This is a genomic window from Rheinheimera sp., from assembly GCF_030824435.1.
Lineage (GTDB): Bacteria > Pseudomonadota > Gammaproteobacteria > Enterobacterales > Alteromonadaceae > Pararheinheimera.
The window spans coordinates 155091-178938 of record NZ_JAVBXS010000020.1 but is presented as its reverse complement, the minus strand read 5'-3'; the positions used below and the strand labels follow the sequence as shown (position 1 = coordinate 178938).

Below are 23848 nucleotides of genomic sequence, written 5' to 3'. Positions count from 1 at the left end.
AACGGATGAAAATTAATATGAAAAATGCCCTGCTCAAAACATACCTGTTTTTTTGGGTGATCCTGGGTTTAGTTGCCATGCCAGTATTGGCTGCGCCGATTTCGTTAAATTTCACCAGCGATGGTGGAGGTGCATGGACTGATGGCATAGCAGAGGATGGTGAGGGCGGTTCATCCAGCATTGCCTGGATTAACATGCAAGTTTTAAATATTACCGATGTGGCTGGCACAAACTTCGGAACTTTATCCTGGGAAGATAACAGTTTTATGTTTAGTTCGGATAACAGTTATTCTGGTTTAACATGGGCTGTGAATAATGGCACCAAAGGCATGGCGATTAAGTCCAGTGATGGCAGTGAGTTTCAGATTAATGGGTTTAAGTATTACAACTGGGGAGAGACAGAAAGCACGACAGTGACGATAAAAGGATATCGTAATGCAGCTGAAGTAGCATCCACCAGCTTTGAGGCATATGACCCCAGCGCCACGCCAATGAACATCTCATTGGATAGCACTTTTGATTATGTTGATGAGGTCAGACTATATATTTCAGCTGGAGGTTATCAAGGAACTCAAGCTGCCACTAATCATTCCATTAATAATATTGTGATTGACGACCCTGTAGTGCCTGCTCCCACTGTTACCTCAGCCACTTATAACAGCTCAACCGGCGCTTTGGTTGTTACCGGCACCAACTTTACCGCAACTGCTGGTGTAACCAATGATGTGGTGGCCAATACCTTTACTATTACAGGTGAAGGTGGCAGCACTTATACCCTGACCGATACTGCCAATGTGGAAATTAGTTCGGCCACTGCTTTTACCCTGACCCTAAGTGCCACCGACATGGCTGCGGTTAATTTAATAGTAAATAAAAATGGCACCAGTTCAACAGGCGGTACAACCTATAACCTGGCAGGTGCCGCTGGTTTTATTGCTAATTCGGCTGCTACCGCAGATTTAACGGGCAATGGTGTAACAGCAACTGTGGCGGCACCGACAGTGACATCCGCCACTTATGATGCCAGTACTGGTGTATTGGCGGTAACAGGGACCAACCTGAAAAAACTCAGTGGTGCCACGAATGAAATTATTGCCAATAAATTTACCCTGACCGGTGAAGGTGGCAGCACTTACACCCTGACCGACACCTCAAATGTCGAAATTACTTCAGGTAGCAGTTTTACACTGACCCTGAGTGCTACGGACAGAGCCGCTGCCAACCTGATCCTGAATAAAAATGGCACCAGCTCAACAGGAGCTACAACTTATAATCTGGCAGCCGCTGAAGACTGGAATGCCGGTGCTGACACCGCTGTGGCTATTGCTGATACCACAGGAAATGGCGTTACTGTCAGCAATGTGGCTGTGCCAACTATCACCAGTGCAACTTACAATGCATCAACCGGCGCTTTGGTGGTAACAGGCACAGGTTTGCTGAAATTAAACGGTGCCAGCAACGATATAGTGGCTAACAAATTTACCCTGACCGGTGAAGGTGGCAGCACTTACACCCTAACCGACACCTCGAATGTTGAAATTACTTCGGGTACCAGTGTCACTTTGACTCTCAGTGCCACAGACAAAAATGCAATTAATTTGCTGTTAAATAAAAACGGTACCAGTTCGAATGATGCCACCACTTACAATCTGGCTGCGGCTGAAGATTGGACTGCTGGTGCCGATGCCGCCGTTGTTGTGGCGGATTTAACCGGTAATGGCATCACCACCAGCAACGCCATATCAGCACCTGACGCCCCGACCATAGGCACTGCAACAGCGAGTGACGGTCAGGTTGCTGTGACCTTCAGTGCACCTGGCAGCAACGGCGGTTCTGCTATTACCACTTACACTGCGACAGCCAGCCCGGGCGGTGCCTTTGGTACTTGCGCAGGGCCTGCGGCTTGTACTGCAACTGTAACAGGTTTAGATAACGGCACTGCTTATACCTTTACCGTGACTGCAACAAACGCTGTGGGTACCAGTGTTGCTTCCGGCGCTTCCAACTCAGCCACGCCTAAAGGTGCGCAAACTATCAGTTTTGCTAACCCTGGTGCGCAGAACTTTGGAACTACTCCAACACTGACGGCTACAGCTGACTCTGCCACTGGAACTGACGGTTTAACTGTTACTTTCAGCTCATCGACCACAGGGGTTTGTACTATTACCAGTGGTGGTGCCCTAACCTTTGTGACTGCGGGTAGCTGTACTATAGATGCAGATCAGGCAGGTGATTCGGCGACCAATGCCGCCACTACGGTCACCCAGACTTTTACTGTGAATGCGGTAGTTCCGGGCGCACCAACTATTGGTACTGCCACTGCTGGTGATACCCAGGCGTCAGTGGCTTTTACTGCGCCTGCCAGTATTGGCGGTGCGGCTATCACTGGTTATACAGTGACAGCAAGTCCAGGCGGTGCAACAGGTACGGGTGCCAGCTCGCCTATTACAGTGACAGGATTAACCAATGGCATTGCTTATACCTTTACGGTGACGGCCACTAACTCTGCAGGTACAGGTGCTGCTTCTGCGGCGTCCAACTCCATCACGCCTGCCTCACCACAAACAATTACCTTTGCGAATCCGGGGGCTCAGAACTTTGGTACTTCTCCAACATTGAGCGCAACTTCGTCGGCTGGTGGTGGTTATGTGGTCACTTTCACTTCATCAACCACCGGGGTTTGTACTATTACCAGTGGTGGTGTGTTGACCTTTATAGCGACAGGAACCTGTACTATTAATGCCGATCAGGCAGGAGACTCGTCCTTCCTGGCTGCAACGCAAGTGAGCCGTTCTTTCAGCGTAAGTCCGGTAGTTCCGGGCGCTCCAACCATAGGAACAGCCATAGCCGGTGACACCCAGGCCAGCGTTGCTTTTGTCGCACCTGCAAATACCGGTGGTACTGCTATTACAGCTTATACCGTGACTGTGAGCCCGCCTGATGTAGCGCCGGTGAGTGGTGCTGCTTCACCCATAGTGGTGACAGGTTTAACCAATGGTCAGGCTTATACCTTTACCGTCACTGCAGATAACGTTGCCGGTACAGGTCCTGCTTCCGGTGCCTCTAATTCGATTACACCGGCAGCCACTCAGACTATTACTTTTAATAACCCGGGCGCACAAAATTTTGACACCAGCCCAACGCTGACGGCGACATCAGATTCAGGCTTGACCCCGACTTTCACCTCATCAACCCCGGGAGTTTGTACCATTACCAGTGGTGGTTTGCTGACTTTTGTCACTGCCGGCACCTGTACCATTAATGCCGATCAGGCCGGTAACGGCAGCTATCTGGCGGCGCCTCAGGTGTCCCGTAGTTTCACTGTGAATGCAGTGGTGCCAGGCGCGCCAACTATAGGGGCAGCAACAGCGGGAGATGCTCAGGCAACAGTGACCTTTAGCGCGCCGGCGTCAAATGGCGGTAGTGCCATAACAGGTTACACAGTGACAGCCAGTCCTGGCGGTGTCAGCAAAGCTGCTACAGCGTCACCTTTTATTTTTACCGGCTTAAACAATGGTACTGCTTATAGCTTTACTGTGACAGCAACTAATGTTGCCGGCACCAGCGCGGCTTCAGCGACGTCAAATGCAGTGACGCCAGTGGCAGCCAATCAGGCGCCTGAGATCACACAAGGTGCCGCTACCAGCGTCAATATGAGTGAAGACGGTACACCAACTGCTTTTGCGCTGACGCTGAATGCCACAGATGCGGATAATGACCCGCTTAGCTGGAGTATCGGTAGTGCGGCATCTAATGGTACAGCCAGTGTTAGTGCAGGCGTGGTCAGTTACACACCAGAAGCCAACTACCATGGCAGTGACAGCTTTGCAGTTGAGGTCAGTGATGGCACAACAAGCGACAGTATCATTGTCAATGTACTGATAGCGGCAGTGAACGATACCCCAACGATTAGCGGTACTCCAGCCACCAGTCTGGATCAGGACACAGCATATAGTTTTGTGCCAACGGCTTCGGATATCGACACTGGTGACACCCTGACTTTCAGTATCAGCAACAAACCAGACTGGGCCAGTTTTGATACTGCCACCGGTGCCTTAACCGGCACTCCGGCTGGCAGCGATACCGGCACAACTTCGGGTATTGTGATTAGTGTCAGTGACGGTACAACCAGCACTTCTTTAGCTGCTTTTGATCTGGAAGTTATTGCCACTGTTGATCCGTTGCAGCCGATAGTCACGGCGCCAGAGACTTTGATATTAAATGCCACAGGCTTATTTACGCCTGTGACTATGCGTCAATTGTTGGGACTGCCGGCCAATGCCAGTCAGGCCGAGCTAGAGGCTGCGTTGAAAAAACTGGCCAAAGACGGGGTATCGGGCAATGACTGCTGCACTGTGACTGTTGGCGGTTTAACAAAAGATGGCGCTATTTTGTTGCCACCAGGCCGTCATGACGTCAGCTGGAAAGCCATCAATGCGGTGGGAGTCAGTGGTGAAGCCATACAACAACTGGATATTCAGCCGCTGGTGTCACTGAGCAAATCACAAGTTGCCATCCGTGGCAGTGAGGTGAGCTTTAAGGTGCTGTTAAATGGCAACGCGCCACAGTATCCGCTGAGTGTGCCTTATGTTATTGATACTATTGAAACTACTGCCACTGCAGCTGAGCATAATCTGGTGGATGGGATAGCCACATTCACCCAGGCAGGGCAGCTGGAAGTGGACATTCCGCTGACTCTGGCGCAGGTCACCGGACTCAATGACAGTCAACTGGTGATTGTGTTGGGTGAGGGCCTGAATGACGGCGCAGCCAATAAACATAGCATTGATATCCGCAGTGGAAATATTCCGCCCGTGGTGAATCTGAGTATCACACAGGGTGGTGTCAATACCAGCCTGATTACACCCAACGGCGGGCCTGTGGTGGTCACAGCACAGGTCACAGATGCCAATAAAGGTGATTCACACAGTTACGATTGGTCGGCGACCAGCGGTTTAGCTGACACCGACGGCAACACTACCGATGCCAGCAGAACTTTTAGTGCTGCAGGTTTAAATGGCAGTCATCAGGTACAGCTGACGGTGACAGACTCAGCAGGCGCCCCTGTGCAGGCTTCGATTTATTTCCGCATTATCGCCAGCTTACCGGTGTTAGATGTTAATACCGATACAGACCGCGATGGTTTTAATGACCAGCAGGAAGGTACAGGGGATACCGACGACAACGGCATTCCAAATTATCTGGACAATATGCCGTCGCCGAATATCCTGCCGCAGCAGGGCAATACCAGCAATGCTTACCTGGTTGAATGTGACCCCGGTGTACGTTGTGGTCTGGGTTTATTTGCCCGAGGCGGAACTTCGGGTGGGGTGCAGGTGCTGGACGAAGAGGTAGGGCAACTTGATGGTTTAGTGGTTGATCCGGCTTTTGAGCCTGTGGGTGGTGTGTTTGACTTTGCTATCCGCGATTTGCCAACCCCTGGTCAGTCGGTGCGGGTGGTGTTGCCACAAAGAGCCGCCATTCCGGCCAATGCGGTATATCGTAAATATCAGCGTGGTCGTTGGGTGACTTTTGTCCAAGATGCAGACAATGCATTGCATTCTGCCGCAGGTAATCCGGGTTATTGCCCACCACCTGGTGCTGCAGACTGGACGCCGGGCCTGACTGCCGGCCATATGTGTGTGCAACTGACCATAGAGGACGGTGGAGCCAACGATGATGATGGCCTGGTGAACTCTGCAGTGGTCGACCCTGGAGCTGTGTCTGTGTACTTTAATACTGCGCCGGTTGCGGTGAATGACAGTGCCAGTACCGACGATCGCACCGCTATCACTATCAATGTGCTGGTCAACGATCAGGACATCGACAAGGATGCATTAACAGTGATCAGTGCAACAGCGCAGCAAGGTACAGTGCGTATCGAAGCTGACAACCAGCTGAGATACACACCAAAAGCCGGTTTTAGCGGTACAGATCAGTTGAGTTACCGTATCCGTGACAGCAAAGGTGGTGAAGCCGGTGCTGTTGTCACTGTGACCGTCAAGGCGTACCAGAATGTGGTGGTGGAGAATAAATCTTCAGGTGGCAGCAGTGGTGGCTGGATGCTGCTCGGGCTGGCGGTGTTAGCGGGCTGGCGCCGTCGTGCCAGCTTGCTAGTGGTGTTTGTTGTCGCCATGCTGGCGACAACCCAGGCGGCAGCTGCAGATGTTTATCTGCAGCTGGGTGCTGGCCAGAGTGAAGCCGGTTCGCGGCAATTTAACCTGCCGCAAGGCAGTCTGATCAGCACTGACAACACTGACACTGGCTATCAGCTGCTGGCGGGTTATCGTCTGCTCGACAATCTGGCTGTTGAGCTTGGTTACCAAAAACTGGGTGAAGGCAGTGCCACTATTTCCGGTTCTGTGTTGGATGCGGCCAAATATCAGCAGCTGGTGGCACAGGCCACACCGGTATTGGGTGATGGGGTGTCGGCCGCTGTACGCTGGCAATTCTGGCAGCTGAATGACTGGCAATTTGAACTACCGCTTGGGGTGATGCACTGGCAAGCAGATCTGAGCAGTAAAATGGCGGCAACCACTTTAACTCAGGAACTGGATGGCACTGACTGGTTTTCCGGGCTGACGCTGAATTATAAGTTAAGCCCTGCCTGGCAGGCTGGCATCAGTTACCAGCGTGTGTTATTGGAGCCGGCGGACGTAAACCAATATCTGCTGCATCTGCGTTATCAGTTCTGAGCAAAATAAACGGCGACATAAGTCGCCGTTTATTTTTTACCCAGGGCTGATTCAGCAGATATAGTGTGACTCAGACTTTTTGTGATGCCGTTGTGGTGGGTTCTGCTGGCGCCGCATTCTTGCAAGATTGTAATAAGGACTGCAAATGAACTCCCAAATCCTGCTGCGCCACCGCAGTGCTGGCGGTCACCATTTGTTTTAATGTCAGCAGCGCCTGTTCCAGTCCTTGTTGTTCAATCAGTGTTTTGGCATAAGTGGCTGCAGCTGCGCTTTTTTCCAGAGCGCTGGCCAACTGATCAAAGCTGAAATCCTGTTGTAACAGCTGCTCTAAGTCAGCCAATAATTGCGCCACTTTAGCAGATTCGGCCAAAGCTCCTTCAACGCTAATCAGTTTGCCCAATGGGTCTGCCGTCAGTGTGGCTGCTACACAAGCTGCAACTGAACCGGCTTCTGCTGAAGCCGCTACAGCATCCAGTCCTTGTTCCCGGATTTGTGTGACAGCAGCTGCTAATTGTTGATCTTTGGCCAGCCAGGCCTGTTCAGCCAGTTGTTTTGGATCGGCACTGAAATAACCACAACTGGTCAGGAAAAAAGATAACAACACTGGCAAGGTGTAACGACGGGCAACAGACATAACAACTCCTGAATAATAAAATACAGTCAGCAGCGCTGACCTGAATATGTTCTAACATGGGGCTTTGAGTTTGTAGCTTCAAGCCATCTGGAAGTGTTATTTGACAACTATCGTTGCAATGTTTTTGTTTTTCCTCATTTTTCTATAGCTGCGACTGATGTCGCAGTTTTTGCTTGCAGTGCTGCGACATTTGTCGCACTATGCGTGCACTGCGCTTTTTTATTGTGGTGAGGTTATGCAACAACCAACAGCTCCGGAACTGGAAATACTCAAACTCTTGTGGTTAAAACAGCCACTAACAGCCCGTGAACTGCACGACGAGCTGGTGCATGTGCTGGGCTGGGGTTATTCCTCTACCCGCAAAACGCTGGAGCGTATGACAGAAAAAGGTTTGGTAAGTTTCGAAAGTCAGGGTCATAAAAACAATTACAGCGCGCTGGCGGATAAAGTCAGTACCCTGGCTGCTTTTGCCCAGGATTTTGCCAGTCGTATTTTTGAGTTAAAAGGGCCTGTGCCCGTAGCCATGTTTGCCGGCAGTCAGTTGGTGAATGCCAGTGAAATTGCCGAGCTGGAGCTGTTATTAACGCGGCTGGCGGCACAACAAAAGGCGGCTGACTAATGTTGCTGGTACTGGTGCAGCTGGTTGTTTTTGTCGGCTGGAGTTATTTATTGTGGACCGCTCTGCAGGTTTTATTACGTCGTATCCCAGCTCTGGCGCAGTGGCCGGCAGGTTATTGGCTGGTGCTGCTTTGTTGTAGCTTACCGCTTTGGCCACCGCTGCAATGGCAACAAGACTGGATCATGCCACCGCAGTTGTTGCAGCAAGGTGTAGGCACAGCAGCTTATTGGGTTGCAGCACCTATGCACCCGGGTTTACAACAAAAACTGGGTGGTGCAGATCTGCTGGTTTTGTTGGTGTTCACATGCTGGATTAGCGGTGCAGCCTGGCGGTTATGGCAACTCATCAGACAATGGCGGCAGCTACAGCTGTTATGTCGCAAAGCGCAAGCTGTCAGTGCCACCGATTTATTAACAGGTATCAATGAAACTTCGGCTGCCGGTTTAACAGAACAACTTGGTTTATTACAACTGAAACAACAGGGTGCCAGTTCAGCTTTTGTGTTTGGTTTTTTCCGTTTGCATCTGGTGTTACCGGCCAACTTTGCCTTTTTTCCACCTGCCGAGCGGCTACTGCTGTTGCAGCATGAGCTCTGCCATGTGCGTCGGCGTGATCCACAACAATTGTTGTGCTGGCGGTTATTGGGCGTTTTGTGTTGGTTTAATCCTGTGGTGCAAAAGCTGGAAACTGCTTTTATCCGTGCGATGGAGCTCAGTGTTGACAGACAGGTGTTGGCCCAACAACCGGAGCTGGCTTTAAGTTACGGCAAAGCCATGCTGACCAGTCTGAAGTATCAGCAGCACGCCAGTCAGGTCAGTGCCGGTTTTACCGGGCAGACATTTGACGAACAGTTTTACCGGCAGCGATTATCCCAATTGTTTCAACCAGTGCCGTTGTGGCCTGCCGGAAAATTGTTGTTGTTGGCACTGGTAACCCTGCTGATGATGGCTTGTTGTCATCTGGTATTAAGCCAGTTTTCGTGGCAGCGCGCTGCGCCAGAGCAGTGGCAGTGGCCGTTACAACAGGTGGCCGTAAATTCTGGTTATGGGGTGAAAAGTGCCATCCGGCAATACAAACCGCATCTGGGATTGGATCTGGCAGGCCGCAGCGGCGACCATGTGCTTGCTGTAGCGCCTGGCCGGGTGCTGATAGCTGATGACAACAGTTTGGATCGCAATTTTGGTTTAGTGGTATTGCTCGACCATGGTGATGGTTATCAGACCCTATATGCCCATCTGCAACAGAGCCAGGTAAAACCGGGTGATAAAGTGGCAGCAGGTGAGTTGATAGGCGGAGTTGGCAGCAGTGGCAAAGCGACAGGACCACATTTGCATTTTGAATTGTTGCACTTTGGTGTGCAGCAGGACCCGATGTTGTATTTACCTGCTTTGCCTTAAGCAATACAAAGTATCAGCGGTGGGATTTAAGGTTATTTTTTGGAGTTTGGCATGTTTGCATCTATATCACGTTTAGGCGGGGCTTTGGTTGTTTTGGCATTGTTTAGTGTGGCTTTGTCGGCCGCACCTTTGTCAGAAGCTGAGCTTATCAGCAGTTTTGAACAACAATTCAGGGAGAAACTGCAAAAGGCTAAAGTACCGGGCGGGGCTTATGCCATAGTGCAGGGCGACCGCATTCTGAAGCTGGGTCATTATGGTGTGCGTGCTGTTGGCGAACGTGCCATGGTTAATGCCGACACTGTCTTTCGTCTGGCTTCAGTGTCAAAGACTTTTGCCGGTGTCAGTCTGGTGCAGGCACAACAAGCCCAACAACTGCAGTTGCAACAAGCTTTATCGAAATATGTGCCTGAACTTCAGCTCAGAACTGAAGAACTGACCCAAAGCCTGACACTGGAGCAAGTGTTATCTCACAGCAGTGGTTTCTGGGCTCATGCCTTTGAAGATTTGATTGAAGCGGATCAAACCCCGGCGCAAATTTTGCCAAGACTGCGTGAGTTAAGTCCGGTCTGCCCGCTCGGGCGTTGTTACAGCTATCAGAATGTGTTTTTTGGTTTACTTGGCAACGCATTAGAACGTGCGACAGGGCAAAGATATGAGCACTTATTGGCGCAGCGTTTATTCCAGCCTTTGGGCATGCAAACCGCTTCTGTTGGTCTGGCACCTTTACTGGCGTCACGCAATAAAGCCATGCCACATGAGCGGGGTGGTAAAGGCTGGCGTCAGGTTAAACCCAAAGCCAATTTTTACCGTGTCAGCACAGCTGCCGGAGTCAATGCCAGCGCACGTGATCTGGCTATTTATCTGCAGGCAATGCTGGGGCAAAGACCTGATGTATTGCCACAAGACATACTTCATCAGTTACAACAGCCATTAACCAGAATGCCGGGCAAGCCACGTTGGCCGGTCTGGCAGCAGTTTAAACAGGTGAGTGCCTGGTATGGCCGTGGCTGGCGTATGGTGCAGTATGATAACGAACGTCTGTATTATCATGCCGGTGTGGTAGATGGTTACCGGCCTTATATTGCTTATTCACCACAAAGTGGTTACGGCCTGGTGTTATTAACTAACGCCGAAGCTGATGTGACAGGGCCTTTAGCTGGCTGGTTCTGGCAGCAGGTATTAAGTCCACAACAGCATATGCGGTTGGCGCAAAAAACGACAAAAACGAACAGCAACAGCGGCGGCTGAGGTTGTGCCTGATTTGGATTTACGTTGCATCGGACAAGGTTGTTTAAGCCGTAGGCGGTCAAGCTGAGATACCAGCCCAGACTGATACTATCCACTAATTTTCAGCAAAACAGATTGATTGTTTTCGCCAAAAACAGAAGATTAGTTTGGGCAAAAGATGCGTCTGATGTTGCATGGTTGTGGTGGTATAACTTGGCTTGCCGATGCAACCCCGTCAGGAAAGAGACGGGGTTTTACGACCTAAATGCACTCTGCTACGTGCCAGTGCTTCTTGTTCATAATCTTCCATATATTGCGCCACATCATTACGCCAATGTTCGTTTTCAACACTGGCGTCGACACTTTGCCTGGCATCCAGTTGATCTTTGCGCACCAGCAAATCGTGTGCTCGTTGTTGTAGTTCAACAGCAACTTCGGCAAAAATCTGCGGTTCTTTAGCCAGTTGCCATAGTTTTAAATGCAGATGCATTGCCAGAATTAGCAGAATGAAAGTCACCAAAATTAGGAATAATGCCATTTTATGCTCCTGCGACTATCAATCGACGTTTACGAATTTCCACCAGCCAGAAGTAGGCAATAAGTGGCAACATGCCGGTATTAAAAATCGCAATCAATACTTGATAAGCGGATGCAAAAAAACTGCTTTGCAACGTAGCTCTGTCAATAAAGTCAATGGCTTGGATAATGGATGTTGCTATAAAAGACATTGAGACCACTAGTGATAACTGAGTAGCCCTTAGCTTCTGTACTTGGTGCAGGTAATAAATAAGCCAAACACAAAACACGTCAATTGCTATCCAACTACCGTACCATGCAAATTTGTTGTACAACTCAGGGCCTGATGCTATGTCGTAAAGCAAAGGCATGACGCCTCTGCATACTACCCAACTCAAATAGACCACAAAAATCGAAATCGTAATTGAGTTAAGTTTGCGCTCGTATATCAAGGCGATCACAAGCAGCATGAGGTAGCCAATAACACCATACTGAGCAATATAAACAAAAATTTGTGATTCAGGACTAATGGTTTTTAGTATTTCGTAAAACTTGCTTTCCATTATGATTGCCTTACCTATGCAGTGGAATCAGAGCGGAGGCCGGGCACTAGCACCACCGCCTGCTGAAGGGGTATCTGTTGGTGGAGCAATAACATTCTGGGTATCAGTCGCCTGTTGCAACGCCAAAGCTTCCGGGCTGATGGTGACAGTGTCTGCAGTGCTGCTGACAGTATTTTGTGTGGTTGTTGTCGTTGTTGCTGACCCTGTGCTGCTTGTTGTGCCGCTGTAGAGTGCATATTGATTTTGCAGATTATTAATACCACTGGTATTCATCAGAATTTCTCCCAACCTTGATTGTTAACTTGTGTTGAAGTAGCTGTAGTACCAAAGCTATAGTGAAACTTTACGCGTCTGATTTCACTACGGCAGCAGGCTAAAAGACTGACAAAATTCTGATATTGCTATGATATATCACTGAAAATACAGAAATTAATAAATCAACAACACTTAAAGCGTTTTGGAGACCAGGATGAAGAGCAGATTGGCAATGTTGCTGGCGCCGGTATTTTTCAGCGTTCAGCTGATGGCGGCGCCATTGCAGTTTGGTGGTTCAGTGGATAAGACTTTAATAACCAGTATCAGTGAAGTGCAGGCAAATCCGGCACAATTCCTCGGTAAAACCATCACTGTGCAAGGTGAAATTGTCAGTGTTTGTCAGAAAAAGGGCTGCTGGATGCAGCTGGCTGTTGCCGGTAGCCAACAACTGAAAATTAAAGTGCGTGACGGTGATATGGTGTTTCCGCTGAGTGCCCGTGGCAAACAGGCGTTGGCAATGGGGCAACTGGTAAAAACTGAACTGGATTTAGCCTCAAGCCGTGAGCAACTGGCGGCGCAGGCAAAAGCGTCGGGCGAAAATTTTGATGTTACAACTGTCACTAAACCTCTGGTTAGCTGGCAGCTGGTGCCAACAGCAGTTGAAATCCTGACTGAATAACTTCTGTCTGGTGTTTGCAGATTGTGCCAGACCACATCTGGTGTTAACGGATCCAGCCTTGATTCAGCGTTCTGAATTTGTCATTGCCGGCTTTATCCAGCCATTCAAATGCCAGCATTTCCAGACTGATAATGCTGGCGCCCGCTTGTTGTAATCTGCTAAGCGCCAGTTGTTTGTTTTCTATAGTACGCGAACCAACAGCAGCTGCCACCACAAAAACCTGATAACCACTGCTCAACAAATCCAACGCCGTTTGCAACACACAAACATGAGTTTCAGTGCCAATTAAGACGATTTGTTGACGTTGTTGCTGCTGGATCACCTGACGGATATCGGGTTCACGCAGCGCGCTAAAATGTATTTTGCTGAAGATATGAACAGGCGCTATTAAGTGTCTTAAGACTGGGACTGTTTCGCCCAGACCTTGTGGATATTGTTCAGTGGCAAATACAGGAACGTGTAATTGTTGGGCAACTTCCAGCACCCAGAGTGCTGCCTGCTGCACCTGTGTGGTTTCATGGATGGCTGGCGCCAGTTTTTGTTGCATATCAATCAGCACTACCAGACTTTGTTCACGCTCCAGCCGCATTTTGGTTTCCTCTTACCGTCGCTACATACCAGAACACCAGTTATTCCCTTCGGGGTCAAGTTTGTAGGCGATTTCCAGCGCCAGCGCTTTGTTCATCAGATAGTCTTTCACCGGCTGAATGGCGACGTCTGAATGCTGGATGCGGAAGTCGCCGGTTTGATATAGCGGTAGCTCAGGCTGTTTTTGTCATAACTAAAAGCCAGATACTGAAAAACCCCGGCATCGCGGCAAATACTTGTTGGCTCAGATAAAGCACTATTGCTTTTAGTTGCGGTGGACCAAAAATTTTGCAGCTGAGCAGGTGCTATTTGTTCGACAAACCGATATTCGGCTGCTTCAAAATAACGGCTGAGATCTGCTTCTGTCAGCTTGTCCTGATGCAGGATGCTGGTTGGGTTTACCGCCGAAATGTCATAACGGTAAATATCACCGGCCCCAGTGATCACCAAACCCTTTTTGCTGTTGCTCCAGGAATGGTTTTCATACACCACGGCAAAAGCATATTTGCCTGGGGCTGGCGGTTCGGAGATGTTCGGCGTGTCGCTGTTACAGCCACTTAACAACAGGCCAATAACAAAAAGCAGCGGTGATTTCATAGGGCAAACTCCGTTCGGCAGATGTTTTATCATGCATCAAACAGAGGTTGTTTAATTGTTAGGTTTTGTTATTTAAATGCCTGAATCAGCACAAATCAGAACGGGTCGTCATCCTGTTCTTGCTGACGCAACTGCCGTTCCTGCATCTGGGCAAAAGCGGCTTTAATTTCCTCCAGCACTGCGTCAACATCGGCAGCTGCCGTGGGCGCCTGATATTGCCCTGTTAACTCAGCTTCCGGGTCAAAATCGCCGGCCTGGTAAAGTGCCCAGATTTCTTTGGCAAACTGTGTGGTTAACAGCTCTGGCGCAAACTGACCATAATATTGCGTCATGTTGTTGACGTCGCGTTCCAGCATCCAACCTGCATTATTATTTGCTGCAGCATCAACAGCTTGTGGCAGGTCGATAATCACAGGGCCATAACTGTCAACCAAAACGTTAAACTCTGACAAATCACCATGCACCAGACCAACACCCAGCATCCGCATAATGTAACGCATCATAATGGCGTGATCTTCAATCGCCTGTTCGGTGGACATGGCGACATCGTTGAGGCGTGGTGCTACATCACCCTCGGCATCTGTCACCAGCTCCATCAGCAAAACACCGTCATAACAACCATAAGGTTCCGGCACCCGCACTCCGGCGTCCGCCAGTTTTGCTAAAGCTGAAACTTCAGCCTGTTGCCAGCTTTGTTCCTGCTGCTCCCGGCCATAACGCGAGCCTTTCTCCATAGCTCGGGCACGGCGTGAGCTCCGGACTTTACGGCCTTCCTGATACTGCACCGCTTGTTTAAAACTGCGCATATTGGCGTCTTTGTACACTTTGGCGCAGCGGATTTGGTCGCCACAGCGCACCACAAACACTGCAGCTTCTTTGCCACTCATCAGCGGGCGCAGCACTTCATCAACCAGGCCTTCATCAACCAGTGGCTGGATTCTTTTCGGAATTTTCATGCTGCCGTTATACCTTAGTTTGGCGGGCTGGGGAATCAGCGATTTTAGCTGTTGCGCAGAGACAAAAAAAAGCCCGGCCTGATGCCGGGCTTTTTCAGCACATAACTCAGTCTTTTTTCGCCAGTAAAAAAGTCACCAGCTGCTGCAGTTCCTGATCAAAGTTCTCAGGGTTCAGCTTGTCAAACTTAGGTTTGTATTTACCGTTCACCAACAACATAGGCACACCAGTTAATACCCGGTTTTCCGACCATTTATTTTGCGCCGTTTTCATTGCATTTACCGCAGCCACTGTAGGCATACTGTTGATTTTGGCATCAAAGGTTTTGGCATCAAAATCATTAACCAACAACAGATTGCGGATATCGTTTTCGCTGCCGAATGAAGCGCCTTTCAGATGAATATAATCAAAAATCATCGCGGCAACTTTTTCTCCCTGACCTGAGGTTTTGCCAACCACATAAGCACGGGCTAAAGCATTTTGCATTTCAGGCGCTGCCGCCTGTACAAAATCTACATGGACTTTTTCCAGTTCGACACCTTTCGGCAATTGGCTGGCCAGTTTGTTGACCACAGGCTCAAAGCGGAAACAATGACCACAATAAAATGAAAAAAACTCTTTCACTTCTGGTTTGGCTGTGGCTTTTTCTGCAACCACTTCATAGTGGGTGCCTTCAACAAATTTGTCTGCTTCAGCGGAGCAAGCCACAAACAACAAGGCCATAGCGGCAACAACAAAAGAACGCAACATGGTAAAACCTCCGGATACTGCTTATGGCAGCTGCAGCAGATAGTTGATCAGGCCTTTTAAATCCTGTTCCAGATTGGCCTGGTCCAGTTTACTGATATCCAGTTTGTAACGGCCGTTAACAATAAAGGTTGGCACTGAATTGAGCACCCGTGATTTTGTCAGAGTATTTTGTTCTTTTTGCATCAGGCTAACTTGTGATTTCACCACAAAGTTATTGATGTTTTTATCGTAATCAGCGGCATCAATACCCGCGCTTAATACCACTTCACGAATGTCCTGTTCGCTGGCAAATGTCTGGCGTTTGGTATGAATGTGTTCAAACAAAGCGCGATTCACCTCATTGCCTTTGCCTTTTACTTTGCCAACAACCATAGCGCGACTTAACGCAGCCTGGGTTTCTTGTTTGGCGCCACCCATAAAATCAACATGGAATTTTTTCAGGCTAACGCCTTCAGGCAACGACTTTTCCAGACTTTGCACCACAGGTTCAAAGGAGTGACAGTGTGGGCAATAAAATGAGAAAAACTCTTTTACTTCCGGTTTGGCCGTTTTTTGTTCAGAAATGACCTGATAATGTTCACCTTCTTCATATTTATCCGCAGCTTGTGCTGCCGGTACCAGCAATAAAGCCGCTGCAAACCACATCATTAATTTTTTCATGTTTCAGTTCCAGAGTTACTTTTTATTGTCCATTGCCAGTGCGCTGGCTATTCGCTGGCGCACAGCTTACACCAAGGTAAATTCGGCTGTATAGCGGCTTTCACCTTTGGCGTTTAACTATTAATAATCATACGGATACATTTGCAAAGGCGGCTGCTGCAATCGATGAATCTGGTCATGGAGTACCACCAGCTGTTGTTGCCAGTATCCTTCGGTATTAAACCAGGGAAAATGCAAAGGGAAGGCAGGGTCTGTCCAGCGTCTGGCAAGCCACGCCATATAATGCACCATCCGCATCGCTCTGAGTGCTTCGATCAGTTTTAGTTCCGCAAAATCAAAATCACAAAACTGCTGATATTCTTCCAGCAGCAGTTCCAGCCTCAGTCTTTGTTCCGGTATTTCGCCGCCCAGCATCATCCATAAATCCTGTATGGCAGGTGCCTGCCGGCAGTCATCCAGATCAACAAAAAAAGGTTGCTGATGGTAAAACAGGTTGCCCGGGTGGCAATCGCCATGGCAGCGAATGGTATTTTTTGGTTTAAATTGTTGCTGACAAAGCAACTCTATCTGTTGCAACAACTGGTCAAGTTGCTGGCCGGTGTGATTGCTGAATTCGCCATGTTGCAATAAAAAGCTGCGGCTATCGCTGATAAAAGCCTGCACCGACAAGGTTGGCCTGTGCACAAAAGCTTTGGCGCTGCCAAGCTGATGTAACTGGCCTAAAAACCGGCCCAGCTGGCAAAGTTGTTCGTCGTCATCAAGCTCTAAAGCCCGGCCACCACGGCTTGGGAATACCGCAAAATGATAACCTTTAAAAGGTAATAACGATTGCCCATCAATTAAAAGTGGTGCTACTACCGGAATTTCGGCGGCGGCCAGCTCAAACGCAAACTGGTGTTCTTCCAGTATTTGCGCCTGACTCCAGCGTTGTGGCCGGTAAAATTTCACCACATAACGCTGACCATCATCGGCTTTAAACTGATAAACGCGGTTTTCGTAGCTGTTTAACGCCAGCAAGCCCGATTCAGCATAAAAACCGTAATGCTGACAGGCATCAAGAATGACATCGGGAGATAATTCAGAAAAATCAAAAGCGGCGCTCATAGCACACCTCGTTGCAACCAGGGTGCAGTGTAACCGGCTATCCACAAGACTGCGATGGCTTTATCGGAGCAGCAGCTTGCGCCGCTGCTCCTGTGTTGTAATGTTAACGTCCGGCGAAAAACTTGCTGCCCTGCGTCAATTCAATTTCTGGTTCATCTTTGTCACGCACCTGAAACTCAATATCCATCACAGGTTTTTTTGCATCTGCCGGGTCCAGCGACAGGCTGATTGGAATACCGGCTGTGTCGCCGCCTTTGATAGTGATTTCTGTTTCACCAATCCAGCTGGCTTGTTCCAGCCCGGTGAAACTGAGCACAAAGGTTTGATCCTGCTGCGATTTGTTAATGATTTTTAAGGTGTAGGTGTTTTCAATCAACCCTTCATCCGTTTCGCGGAACAAACTGCCCCTGTCGCGCACTACGTCAAGCTCGGCCGGCATTCTGGTCCAGAGTGTCCAGGCAAAGGCTGTGCAAACAACCAGCAACACCACAAAATAACCCAGCAATTTTGGCCGTATTACTTTGGTGGTTTTACCAACCAGACTATGTTCTGTGGTGTAGCTAATCAGGCCTTTGGCGTACCCCATTTTGTCCATGGTGTCGTCACAGGCGTCAATGCAGGCACCACAGTTGATGCACTCGTATTGCAAACCGTTACGGATATCAATACCGGTAGGGCAGACATGCACACAGAGGTTGCAGTCGATGCAGTCGCCGAGGCCTTTAGTTTTGTAATCTGTGTCTTTGCGTGACCTTGGCCCCCTATTTTCACCACGCACAGTGTCGTAGGTGACGGTAAAGGTATCTTTATCAAACATGGCTGACTGAAAGCGGGCATAAGGACAAATGTGGGTGCACATAATTTCCCGCATCCAGCCGGCATTGCCATAGGTACAAACCATAAAAAACAATACCGAAACCACAGCCCAGAAACTGGTATTCCAGCTGAAGAAGTCGATAAACAGTTGATCAACAGGTGTGAAATATCCAACAAAAATCAACGAAGTTAACAGCGAAAACGCCAGCCAGGCGAAGTGGGTCAGGCCTTTTTTGAACACTTTGGAAGCTGACCAGGGATCTTTGTCCAGCTTCATCCTGTTGTTACGACTGCCCTGAATTTTTTCTTCAAACCAGATAAAAATAAAGGTCCAGACCGTCTGTGGACAGAGATAACCACACCAGACCCGACCATAAAAGGTCGTAACAAAAAACAACGCATAAGCGCCGATCACAAAAATCCAGGCCATGATGGTGAAGTCTTGTGGCCATAAGGTCATACCAAATATATTAAATTTCTGTTCGCCAATATCGAGCAAAATAGCCTGATGGCCGTCAAACTGCAGCCAGGGCAATAACATAAACAAGCCCATAAAAATAAAGCCCATATTACGGCGTAATCTTTGATGCAAACCTTTTACAGCCCGCACATAAATCCTGTCCCGTGCCGGGTAGTTTTTCTGCTCTTTAGGATTATGCATATCCACTTTGATAGGGATTGCCTGTTGCTTTTGTTGTGGTTCCACGCTGTACCTCTGATGCTGCAACTGCGCCGGAATAGTCGATGTCCGGCACTGTGGGGCGATTATAGCAGTAAATGCTGATGGATCATGGTCTTGCCTGCATTGCGGTAGATCAAGTCCGGGTTGTATCTTGATTCTGCTTTATTAAAAGGCAAGTTTTGTACCAGAGTTGGGCTTGTGGTAAACAGCTGATAAAGCGCAGGTTCAGCTGAAGTTATGTAAACTTTGACGACAGTTAAGTGTCAACAATGGTGACAACCCGTTGTTGTCCTTTGTTGTGATCCACAGCAAACTATAGTGCCGGATTTCGTTCATAGCATTTTATGCGTAGAATAGGGCGTTGCGCACAGAAGCAGGTGCCGGAATAAAAGGTGTAGTGATGAAAAAAGTCTTATGGTTTATCGTGTTAGTGTTGGCTCTGGCAACATTGTCAGACCACCCGGTACTGCTGCCTTATAAACAGCAACTTTATGCCAAATTCAGTGACTCAACCCAAAATGCCAGCAAAGTAAAATCTGATCAGAGTATCAGGGCAATTACAACACGTTTTGCTGAAATTGGTGCCGATCTTGGCAAAGGTCAACAAGCTGAATTAGCGCAGGTTGCCAGCAGCACAGAGAATATTCTTGAGTTTTATCAGCGTTATTGTATTGAAAAGCAATTTCACCCGCAGTTTTATGGCGACAGCATTAAACAGGTGTGCCGGGTGATAGAAAACAACCGCAGCGGTCTGAAGCATTAATCAGACCGCATCGCAGTATTATTCTACCTTTTTAACCACCACTGACTTGCCAACTCCAACAGCGGCACTTTGATTTTGCTCGTTGACGCTGAGAATAAGCTGGCGGATCAGTTTTGATTTTGATACGCCAGTTTCTTTACTCAGTGCATTTAACACTTCAATCGCTTCGGCACTTAAAGTGAAAGTTGCATGACGCATTGGCCCCTGACTCAGCAGGTTTGCTGAATCTTCTTCCGGTGCCTGTCTGACACTTACGATTTTGGGAATACCCATCGCATAGTTTTCAGCATCGGCAATAAATTCTTCCACGGTGAAAGCGCGTTTATTCGATCGTGTTGAATTTCTTTTCAGATCGGTCAATGCCATCTTCTTGAATTGCCTTCATTGCCATCAGTTCAACAATAATGTCTTTGATTTCGGTAGCCGCTTTACCATCCGGCTCAGTGTCCATCACTGACATGCCCTTTTCTTCGCTGTCATCGTAGATGTTGCGGCTGTAAGTTACGCCGTTTAAAACCCGTAAATTAAAGCTGCGTACCACTTCTTTGGCATCGAGTATACGATTGGCCTGATTTGGTAGCGACGGACATTGGGTCAGAACACAAGCAACAATCATGTCCGGGTTCACGACATTACAGTTGCTGACTAAATCTTCTAAGTGTTCCAGTGTTTTTAAGTCACGGCGTTTTGGCCGCAGTGGTAACAATACATGAGACGCAACCGACATGGCGGAACGCAGCGCCACGCTATCCTGACCACCACAGTCGACGATGACATAGTCATAGTGGTGTTCAAGGCTCTTCAGTTCATAACGGATCTTGCCGTACATTTGTACACAGTTGATCCATTGCACGTTCGGTGACAGGTGACGTTCCTGCACCCAATCAGACGTGGTTCGCTGCGGATCACAATCCACCAGAATCACGTTGGCATTTTTCTGGGTTGAAAAATACACGGCGATATTTTGGGCCAGACAACTTTTGCCACTCCCGCCTTTTTCCCCACCGACTAACAAAATCATGCACATTCCCTCTTCGTTGCGACCACGACAATTCAGCACTGCTGCTGCAGAACTGCAGGTTAAACTGATAGTTCAGTGCACAATGATGCTGACTATCAGTTTCTTAGTGTAGGAGACAACTCTGCAGAGTGGCAAAGTTTGCCATCAACTCTTTGCAGTAGTTGTGTCCGGTTATAACTCCACTCTGATATGACTGATCACGTTCAGAGCTTTTTTGACGGCCAGCGCTACAGTTTCAGCCTGCGCCAGGGCAACGCCAAGTCGGCGTTCACCCTGTACTTCAGGTTTTCCGAATAAACGAATTTCAGTATCTGCTTCAGTCAGAGCGCGGTCAAGTCCATGAAAACGCATCTGTTGTGATTGTCCCTGCACCAGTAATACCGCTGAAGCCGTTGGACCAAGCTGCCGTATCGCCGGAATGGGCAGACCGAGAATAGCGCGGGCATGTAATGCAAACTCAGACAGGTTTTGCGACATCAGTGTGACCATGCCGGTGTCGTGTGGCCGTGGCGACACTTCACTGAACCAGACATCATCACCTTTAACAAAAAGCTCAACACCAAAAACGCCACGGCCACCCAAAGATGCAGTAATACGACGGGCATAATCTTCTGCTTTAGCAAGCGCAGCCTCAGACATAGCTTGTGGCTGCCATGATTCGCGATAATCGCCTTTTTCCTGCCGATGGCCGATAGGGGCGCAGAACTGAGTGCCGCTGATGGAACACACAGTCAATAAGGTAATTTCGTAGTCAAAATCAACAAAGGCTTCCACTATCACCCGGCCTTTACCGGCTCTGCCGCCTTCCTGAGCATAAGCCCAGGCGGCTTCAACATCGGCGGTCGATTTCAACACGGATTGGCCTTTGCCGGAGGACGACATTATCGGCTTGACCACACAAGGGTAACCAATAGCGGCCACTGCAGCGAGGTAGCTGTTGTGATCATCAGCAAACTGGTAACGGGACGTTGGCAACGCCAGCTCTTCAGCCGCGAGGCGACGGATGCCTTCCCGGTTCATCGTCAGATGTGCAGCACGGGCACTCGGGATCACCTGAAAACCTTCCTGCTCCAGTTCCAGTAAAGTGGCGGTGGCAATAGCTTCAATTTCAGGCACTATTAAATCGGGTTTTTCTTTAATCACCAGCTGACGCAAAGCCGCACCGTTTAACATCGAAATCACATAATGGCGATCAGCAACCTGCATGGCCGGCGCATTCACATATCGGTCTACCGCTATTACTTCACAGCCATAACGTTTTAATTCAATACAAACTTCTTTACCTAACTCGCCGGCGCCAAGTAGCAATACTTTGGTACTGCCTGGGCTGGCCGGGGTGCCAATGCTGGTCATAACCACTCCACCTGAATGTAAACCGGGCCATTTGGGCCGGTGTTCTGAGATTTTTGGTAGATTAACAAGAAAACATCGTTTTGCCTGCTGTTTTATCGGTTTGGCACTGTGGCTTTGATGGTGTTCTCCGGCTTTTGCTATCTGGCGAGTGGTCTGTAGGCTGGCACTTTGCAACGCTGCGGCGTAAAGTGGAAGTTCTGTCAGAACAAGCATTTAACTTATCATCATTTAAGGATCCGCTATGAGTCAGGCTGTTATTCGTCATCTGCCAGAGCAGCAGTGTTTTGTATTGGATGTTCAGGGACAACAAGCCCGGCTTGACTACCAGCTGAGTACTGATGCCGCGGGCAAGCCGATGCAGGTAAATTTTACTCACACCTTTGTGCCGGAAGTAGCGCGCGGGCAGGGGCTGGCAGAACAACTGGTGCGGGCAGGTTTGAGTTGGGCCCGTGCCCGGCAGCTACAAATAGTTGCCAGTTGTTGGTATGTTGCCAAATTTTTGCGTTAAGGCCAGCGATATGGGATCTCAGCTTATGCCGGAAAAAAACAGGCAAAGTACCGACTGGAGTCTGTCTGCTGTCGTTGCGGGTTTTGTCGCTGTACTGGTTGGTTTTGCCAGCTCAGTGGCTATTGTGTTTCAGGCCGCCAGTGCCTTTGGTGCCGATCAGGCGGTGATGGCTTCCTGGATTGGTGTTTTGGGTTTTGCGATGGGCATCACCTGTATTGGTTTTTCCTGGTATTTTAAAGCGCCAGTGCTGACGGCCTGGTCCACTCCGGGCGCAGCTTTGTTGGCCAGCAGCCTGACCGATGTCACATTGCCACAAGCTGTGGGTGTTTTTATATTCAGTGCTGCGCTGACTCTGTTACTTGGGCTCAGCGGCTGGTTTGACAAAGTTGCCAGTCGTATTCCGCTGCCGATAGCAGCGGCTATGCTGGCCGGCATTTTATTAAAATTTGGCCTGGCCATTTTCAGCAGTATGCAGACTTTACCTTTGCTGGTGCTAGTGATGTTAGTGCTGTTTTTATTGGCAAAAAGATTTATACCGCGTTATGCAGTGCCTTTGGTGCTTTGTGGTGGCTTGTTGTTTTGCCTGCTCAGTGCACAACTGGATTTTTCCACGGTCGAGCTCAGATGGGTGGAGTTAGTCTGGATAACGCCTTCCTGGTCTTTGCCAGCTTTGTTAGGTGTGGGTATTCCGTTGTTTCTGGTAACTATGACGTCACAGAATATTCCGGGTCTGGCTGTGCTTCGTGCCAGTGGTTATCAGGTTCCGGTGTCGCCACTGCTCAGTTGGACGGGTTTTATCACAATACTGACAGCCCCTTTTGGTAATTTTTCTATTAATCTGGCTGCTATTACTGCGGCAATTTGTAGCGGTCCTGAGGCTCACCCTGATGCAACAAAACGTTACACTGCCGGCATCGCCGCCGGTGTGTTTTACCTGCTGACTGGCCTTGCCGGCGCTACAGTTGTGGCACTTTTTGCTGCTTTTCCAGAGGCTCTGGTGGCGACAGTGGCAGGTGTTGCGCTGCTTGGCACTATTGCCGCTAATCTGGCTATCGCCAGTGCTGATACACCTCACCGAGACGCCGCTATGCTGACATTTTTGGTGACGGCTTCAGGTGTGAGCTTTTTTGGTATTGCCTCAGCCTTTTGGGGTTTAGTTGTGGGGGTTTTAACGATGTTATTGCTGAACTGGCGCCGGGGCGGACTGTGAATATTTGTCCTGGCTGTGGTGCGGAAAATCAATGTGCAATAACAGCAGGGGCTGCGCCTGAAAGTTGCTGGTGTTTCCGCTTGCCTTTTGGGCTGGCTGAGCGCGCTGGGTTGCCATCAGGTAGCTATTGTTATTGTGAAACTTGCCTGAGCAAACTGACAAAAAACCTGGCTGAGGAAAAGCTGGCTGGGGAAAAAAGTGACCGGGAGCCGGAATAAGTACCAACGCAATCTCTGCGTGCCACCGGTCACTGACGC

At 49.1% G+C, this 23848-nt stretch carries 23 protein-coding genes; 9 read left to right on the top strand and 14 right to left on the bottom strand.

The window, feature by feature from the left end; translation table 11 throughout:
• Nucleotides 1–17: 17 nt before the first annotated feature.
• On the top strand, nt 18–6695 hold the full coding sequence (locus RCH83_RS04700) for a fibronectin type III domain-containing protein (protein WP_306519534.1): 6678 nt from the start codon (nt 18–20) through the stop codon (nt 6693–6695).
• 70 nt (nt 6696–6765) lie between these two features.
• On the opposite strand, the gene RCH83_RS04695 is transcribed toward RCH83_RS04700, so the two are convergent.
• On the bottom strand, nt 6766–7329 hold the full coding sequence (locus RCH83_RS04695) for a hypothetical protein (protein ID WP_306519532.1): 564 nt from the start codon (nt 7327–7329) through the stop codon (nt 6766–6768).
• Nucleotides 7330–7564: 235 nt separating this feature from the next.
• Between RCH83_RS04695 and RCH83_RS04690 the strand changes: the two genes are divergently transcribed.
• The 3 genes from RCH83_RS04690 to RCH83_RS04680 are packed head-to-tail and all read left to right on the top strand — an operon-like array spanning nt 7565 to nt 10593.
• Nucleotides 7565–7948: a BlaI/MecI/CopY family transcriptional regulator gene (locus RCH83_RS04690; RefSeq protein ID WP_306519530.1), complete on the top strand. Its 384-nt coding sequence runs from the start codon at nt 7565–7567 to the stop codon at nt 7946–7948.
• Nucleotides 7948–9345: a M23/M56 family metallopeptidase gene (locus tag RCH83_RS04685; RefSeq protein WP_306519528.1), complete on the top strand. Its 1398-nt coding sequence runs from the start codon at nt 7948–7950 to the stop codon at nt 9343–9345. The genes RCH83_RS04690 and RCH83_RS04685 overlap by 1 nt, the downstream gene beginning before the upstream one ends.
• A 51-nt stretch (nt 9346–9396) precedes the next feature.
• The gene (locus RCH83_RS04680; RefSeq protein WP_306519527.1) at nt 9397–10593 is read left to right on the top strand and encodes a serine hydrolase; all 1197 of its coding nucleotides are present in this window, start codon (nt 9397–9399) and stop codon (nt 10591–10593) included.
• Between the two features lie 214 nt (nt 10594–10807).
• Here the strand turns inward: RCH83_RS04680 and RCH83_RS04675 are convergent, their stop codons facing one another.
• From RCH83_RS04675 to RCH83_RS04665, 3 genes are read right to left on the bottom strand one after another with little or no spacing between them, the layout of a single operon-like run.
• The gene (locus RCH83_RS04675) at nt 10808–11110 is read right to left on the bottom strand and encodes a hypothetical protein (protein ID WP_306519525.1); all 303 of its coding nucleotides are present in this window, start codon (nt 11108–11110) and stop codon (nt 10808–10810) included.
• A gap of 1 nt (nt 11111) precedes the next feature.
• Nucleotides 11112–11651: a hypothetical protein gene (locus RCH83_RS04670; RefSeq protein ID WP_306519524.1), complete on the bottom strand. Its 540-nt coding sequence runs from the start codon at nt 11649–11651 to the stop codon at nt 11112–11114.
• A 27-nt stretch (nt 11652–11678) separates the two neighbouring features.
• Entirely contained in the window at nt 11679–11924 is a 246-nt protein-coding gene (locus tag RCH83_RS04665) for a hypothetical protein (RefSeq protein ID WP_306519522.1), read from the bottom strand.
• 196 nt (nt 11925–12120) lie between these two features.
• On the opposite strand from RCH83_RS04665, the gene RCH83_RS04660 reads away from it, so the two are divergent.
• A complete protein-coding gene (locus tag RCH83_RS04660) occupies nt 12121–12585 on the top strand; it encodes a DUF4920 domain-containing protein (protein WP_306519520.1) in 465 nt (154 codons plus the stop codon).
• A 43-nt stretch (nt 12586–12628) separates the two neighbouring features.
• Here RCH83_RS04660 and RCH83_RS04655 read toward each other — a convergent pair whose 3' ends face one another.
• From RCH83_RS04655 to ccoG, 7 genes are all read right to left on the bottom strand, one after another.
• Nucleotides 12629–13174 (bottom strand): isochorismatase family protein, encoded by a 546-nt coding sequence (locus tag RCH83_RS04655; protein ID WP_306519519.1) that lies wholly within the window; start codon nt 13172–13174, stop codon nt 12629–12631.
• A 107-nt stretch (nt 13175–13281) separates the two neighbouring features.
• Nucleotides 13282–13770, bottom strand: a complete 489-nt coding sequence (locus RCH83_RS04650) for a hypothetical protein (protein ID WP_306519517.1) — start codon at nt 13768–13770, stop codon at nt 13282–13284.
• Nucleotides 13771–13865: 95 nt separating this feature from the next.
• The gene (locus RCH83_RS04645) at nt 13866–14726 is read right to left on the bottom strand and encodes a PA4780 family RIO1-like protein kinase (protein ID WP_306519515.1); all 861 of its coding nucleotides are present in this window, start codon (nt 14724–14726) and stop codon (nt 13866–13868) included.
• A gap of 106 nt (nt 14727–14832) precedes the next feature.
• Nucleotides 14833–15474, bottom strand: coding sequence for a thiol:disulfide interchange protein DsbA/DsbL (locus RCH83_RS04640; RefSeq protein ID WP_306519512.1), 642 nt, complete (start codon nt 15472–15474; stop codon nt 14833–14835).
• A gap of 21 nt (nt 15475–15495) precedes the next feature.
• Nucleotides 15496–16134, bottom strand: coding sequence for a thiol:disulfide interchange protein DsbA/DsbL (locus RCH83_RS04635; protein ID WP_306519510.1), 639 nt, complete (start codon nt 16132–16134; stop codon nt 15496–15498).
• A gap of 120 nt (nt 16135–16254) precedes the next feature.
• Nucleotides 16255–17238 (bottom strand): serine/threonine protein kinase, encoded by a 984-nt coding sequence (locus RCH83_RS04630; RefSeq protein ID WP_306519508.1) that lies wholly within the window; start codon nt 17236–17238, stop codon nt 16255–16257.
• 103 nt (nt 17239–17341) lie between these two features.
• Complete coding sequence (gene ccoG, locus RCH83_RS04625; RefSeq protein WP_306519506.1) at nt 17342–18760, bottom strand: cytochrome c oxidase accessory protein CcoG; 1419 nt, start codon at nt 18758–18760, stop codon at nt 17342–17344.
• A gap of 376 nt (nt 18761–19136) precedes the next feature.
• On the opposite strand from ccoG, the gene RCH83_RS04620 reads away from it, so the two are divergent.
• Nucleotides 19137–19499 (top strand): hypothetical protein, encoded by a 363-nt coding sequence (locus RCH83_RS04620; RefSeq protein ID WP_306519505.1) that lies wholly within the window; start codon nt 19137–19139, stop codon nt 19497–19499.
• 18 nt (nt 19500–19517) lie between these two features.
• On the opposite strand, the gene RCH83_RS04615 is transcribed toward RCH83_RS04620, so the two are convergent.
• The 3 genes from RCH83_RS04615 to purT all read right to left on the bottom strand — a co-directional run bounded on the left by RCH83_RS04615 (nt 19518) and on the right by purT (nt 21873).
• Nucleotides 19518–19865: a ribbon-helix-helix protein, CopG family gene (locus tag RCH83_RS04615; protein WP_306519503.1), complete on the bottom strand. Its 348-nt coding sequence runs from the start codon at nt 19863–19865 to the stop codon at nt 19518–19520.
• Nucleotides 19822–20520 (bottom strand): AAA family ATPase, encoded by a 699-nt coding sequence (locus RCH83_RS04610; RefSeq protein ID WP_260658182.1) that lies wholly within the window; start codon nt 20518–20520, stop codon nt 19822–19824. Before RCH83_RS04610 ends, RCH83_RS04615 begins: the two co-directional genes overlap by 44 nt.
• A 171-nt stretch (nt 20521–20691) precedes the next feature.
• Nucleotides 20692–21873 carry a formate-dependent phosphoribosylglycinamide formyltransferase gene (gene purT, locus RCH83_RS04605; RefSeq protein WP_306519499.1) on the bottom strand — a complete coding sequence of 394 codons (1182 nt, stop codon included), beginning with the start codon at nt 21871–21873 and terminating at the stop codon, nt 20692–20694.
• 241 nt (nt 21874–22114) lie between these two features.
• Here purT and RCH83_RS04600 point away from each other — a divergent pair, with 241 nt between their 5' ends.
• From RCH83_RS04600 to RCH83_RS17625, 3 genes are read left to right on the top strand one after another with little or no spacing between them, the layout of a single operon-like run.
• Entirely contained in the window at nt 22115–22381 is a 267-nt protein-coding gene (locus tag RCH83_RS04600) for a GNAT family N-acetyltransferase (RefSeq protein WP_306519497.1), read from the top strand.
• 10 nt (nt 22382–22391) lie between these two features.
• On the top strand, nt 22392–23591 hold the full coding sequence (locus tag RCH83_RS04595) for a benzoate/H(+) symporter BenE family transporter (protein ID WP_306519494.1): 1200 nt from the start codon (nt 22392–22394) through the stop codon (nt 23589–23591).
• Entirely contained in the window at nt 23588–23809 is a 222-nt protein-coding gene (locus RCH83_RS17625; protein ID WP_373689739.1) for a cysteine-rich CWC family protein, read from the top strand. The genes RCH83_RS04595 and RCH83_RS17625 overlap by 4 nt, the downstream gene beginning before the upstream one ends.
• The last annotated feature ends 39 nt before the right edge of the window (nt 23810–23848 follow it).

Excerpts from the sequence above, each read along its gene's own strand:
- RCH83_RS04610 (WP_260658182.1), bottom strand. The coding sequence starts at position 20,520 with ATGATTTTGTTAGTCGGTGGGGAAAAAGGCGGGAGTGGCAAAAGTTGT.
- RCH83_RS04635 (WP_306519510.1), bottom strand. The coding sequence starts at position 16,134 with ATGAAAAAATTAATGATGTGGTTTGCAGCGGCTTTATTGCTGGTACCG.
- RCH83_RS04655 (WP_306519519.1), bottom strand. The coding sequence starts at position 13,174 with ATGCGGCTGGAGCGTGAACAAAGTCTGGTAGTGCTGATTGATATGCAA.
- RCH83_RS04685 (WP_306519528.1), top strand. The coding sequence starts at position 7,948 with ATGTTGCTGGTACTGGTGCAGCTGGTTGTTTTTGTCGGCTGGAGTTAT.
- RCH83_RS04700 (WP_306519534.1), top strand. The coding sequence starts at position 18 with ATGAAAAATGCCCTGCTCAAAACATACCTGTTTTTTTGGGTGATCCTG.
- RCH83_RS04645 (WP_306519515.1), bottom strand. The coding sequence starts at position 14,726 with ATGAAAATTCCGAAAAGAATCCAGCCACTGGTTGATGAAGGCCTGGTT.
- RCH83_RS04665 (WP_306519522.1), bottom strand. The coding sequence starts at position 11,924 with ATGAATACCAGTGGTATTAATAATCTGCAAAATCAATATGCACTCTAC.
- RCH83_RS04600 (WP_306519497.1), top strand. The coding sequence starts at position 22,115 with ATGAGTCAGGCTGTTATTCGTCATCTGCCAGAGCAGCAGTGTTTTGTA.
- RCH83_RS04620 (WP_306519505.1), top strand. The coding sequence starts at position 19,137 with ATGAAAAAAGTCTTATGGTTTATCGTGTTAGTGTTGGCTCTGGCAACA.
- RCH83_RS04650 (WP_306519517.1), bottom strand. The coding sequence starts at position 13,770 with ATGAAATCACCGCTGCTTTTTGTTATTGGCCTGTTGTTAAGTGGCTGT.
- RCH83_RS04595 (WP_306519494.1), top strand. The coding sequence starts at position 22,392 with ATGGGATCTCAGCTTATGCCGGAAAAAAACAGGCAAAGTACCGACTGG.
- RCH83_RS04615 (WP_306519503.1), bottom strand. The coding sequence starts at position 19,865 with ATGGCATTGACCGATCTGAAAAGAAATTCAACACGATCGAATAAACGC.
- RCH83_RS04695 (WP_306519532.1), bottom strand. The coding sequence starts at position 7,329 with ATGTCTGTTGCCCGTCGTTACACCTTGCCAGTGTTGTTATCTTTTTTC.
- RCH83_RS04680 (WP_306519527.1), top strand. The coding sequence starts at position 9,397 with ATGTTTGCATCTATATCACGTTTAGGCGGGGCTTTGGTTGTTTTGGCA.
- RCH83_RS04690 (WP_306519530.1), top strand. The coding sequence starts at position 7,565 with ATGCAACAACCAACAGCTCCGGAACTGGAAATACTCAAACTCTTGTGG.
- RCH83_RS04660 (WP_306519520.1), top strand. The coding sequence starts at position 12,121 with ATGAAGAGCAGATTGGCAATGTTGCTGGCGCCGGTATTTTTCAGCGTT.
- RCH83_RS04640 (WP_306519512.1), bottom strand. The coding sequence starts at position 15,474 with ATGTTGCGTTCTTTTGTTGTTGCCGCTATGGCCTTGTTGTTTGTGGCT.
- RCH83_RS04675 (WP_306519525.1), bottom strand. The coding sequence starts at position 11,110 with ATGGCATTATTCCTAATTTTGGTGACTTTCATTCTGCTAATTCTGGCA.
- purT (WP_306519499.1), bottom strand. The coding sequence starts at position 21,873 with ATGACCAGCATTGGCACCCCGGCCAGCCCAGGCAGTACCAAAGTATTG.
- RCH83_RS04670 (WP_306519524.1), bottom strand. The coding sequence starts at position 11,651 with ATGGAAAGCAAGTTTTACGAAATACTAAAAACCATTAGTCCTGAATCA.
- RCH83_RS04630 (WP_306519508.1), bottom strand. The coding sequence starts at position 17,238 with ATGAGCGCCGCTTTTGATTTTTCTGAATTATCTCCCGATGTCATTCTT.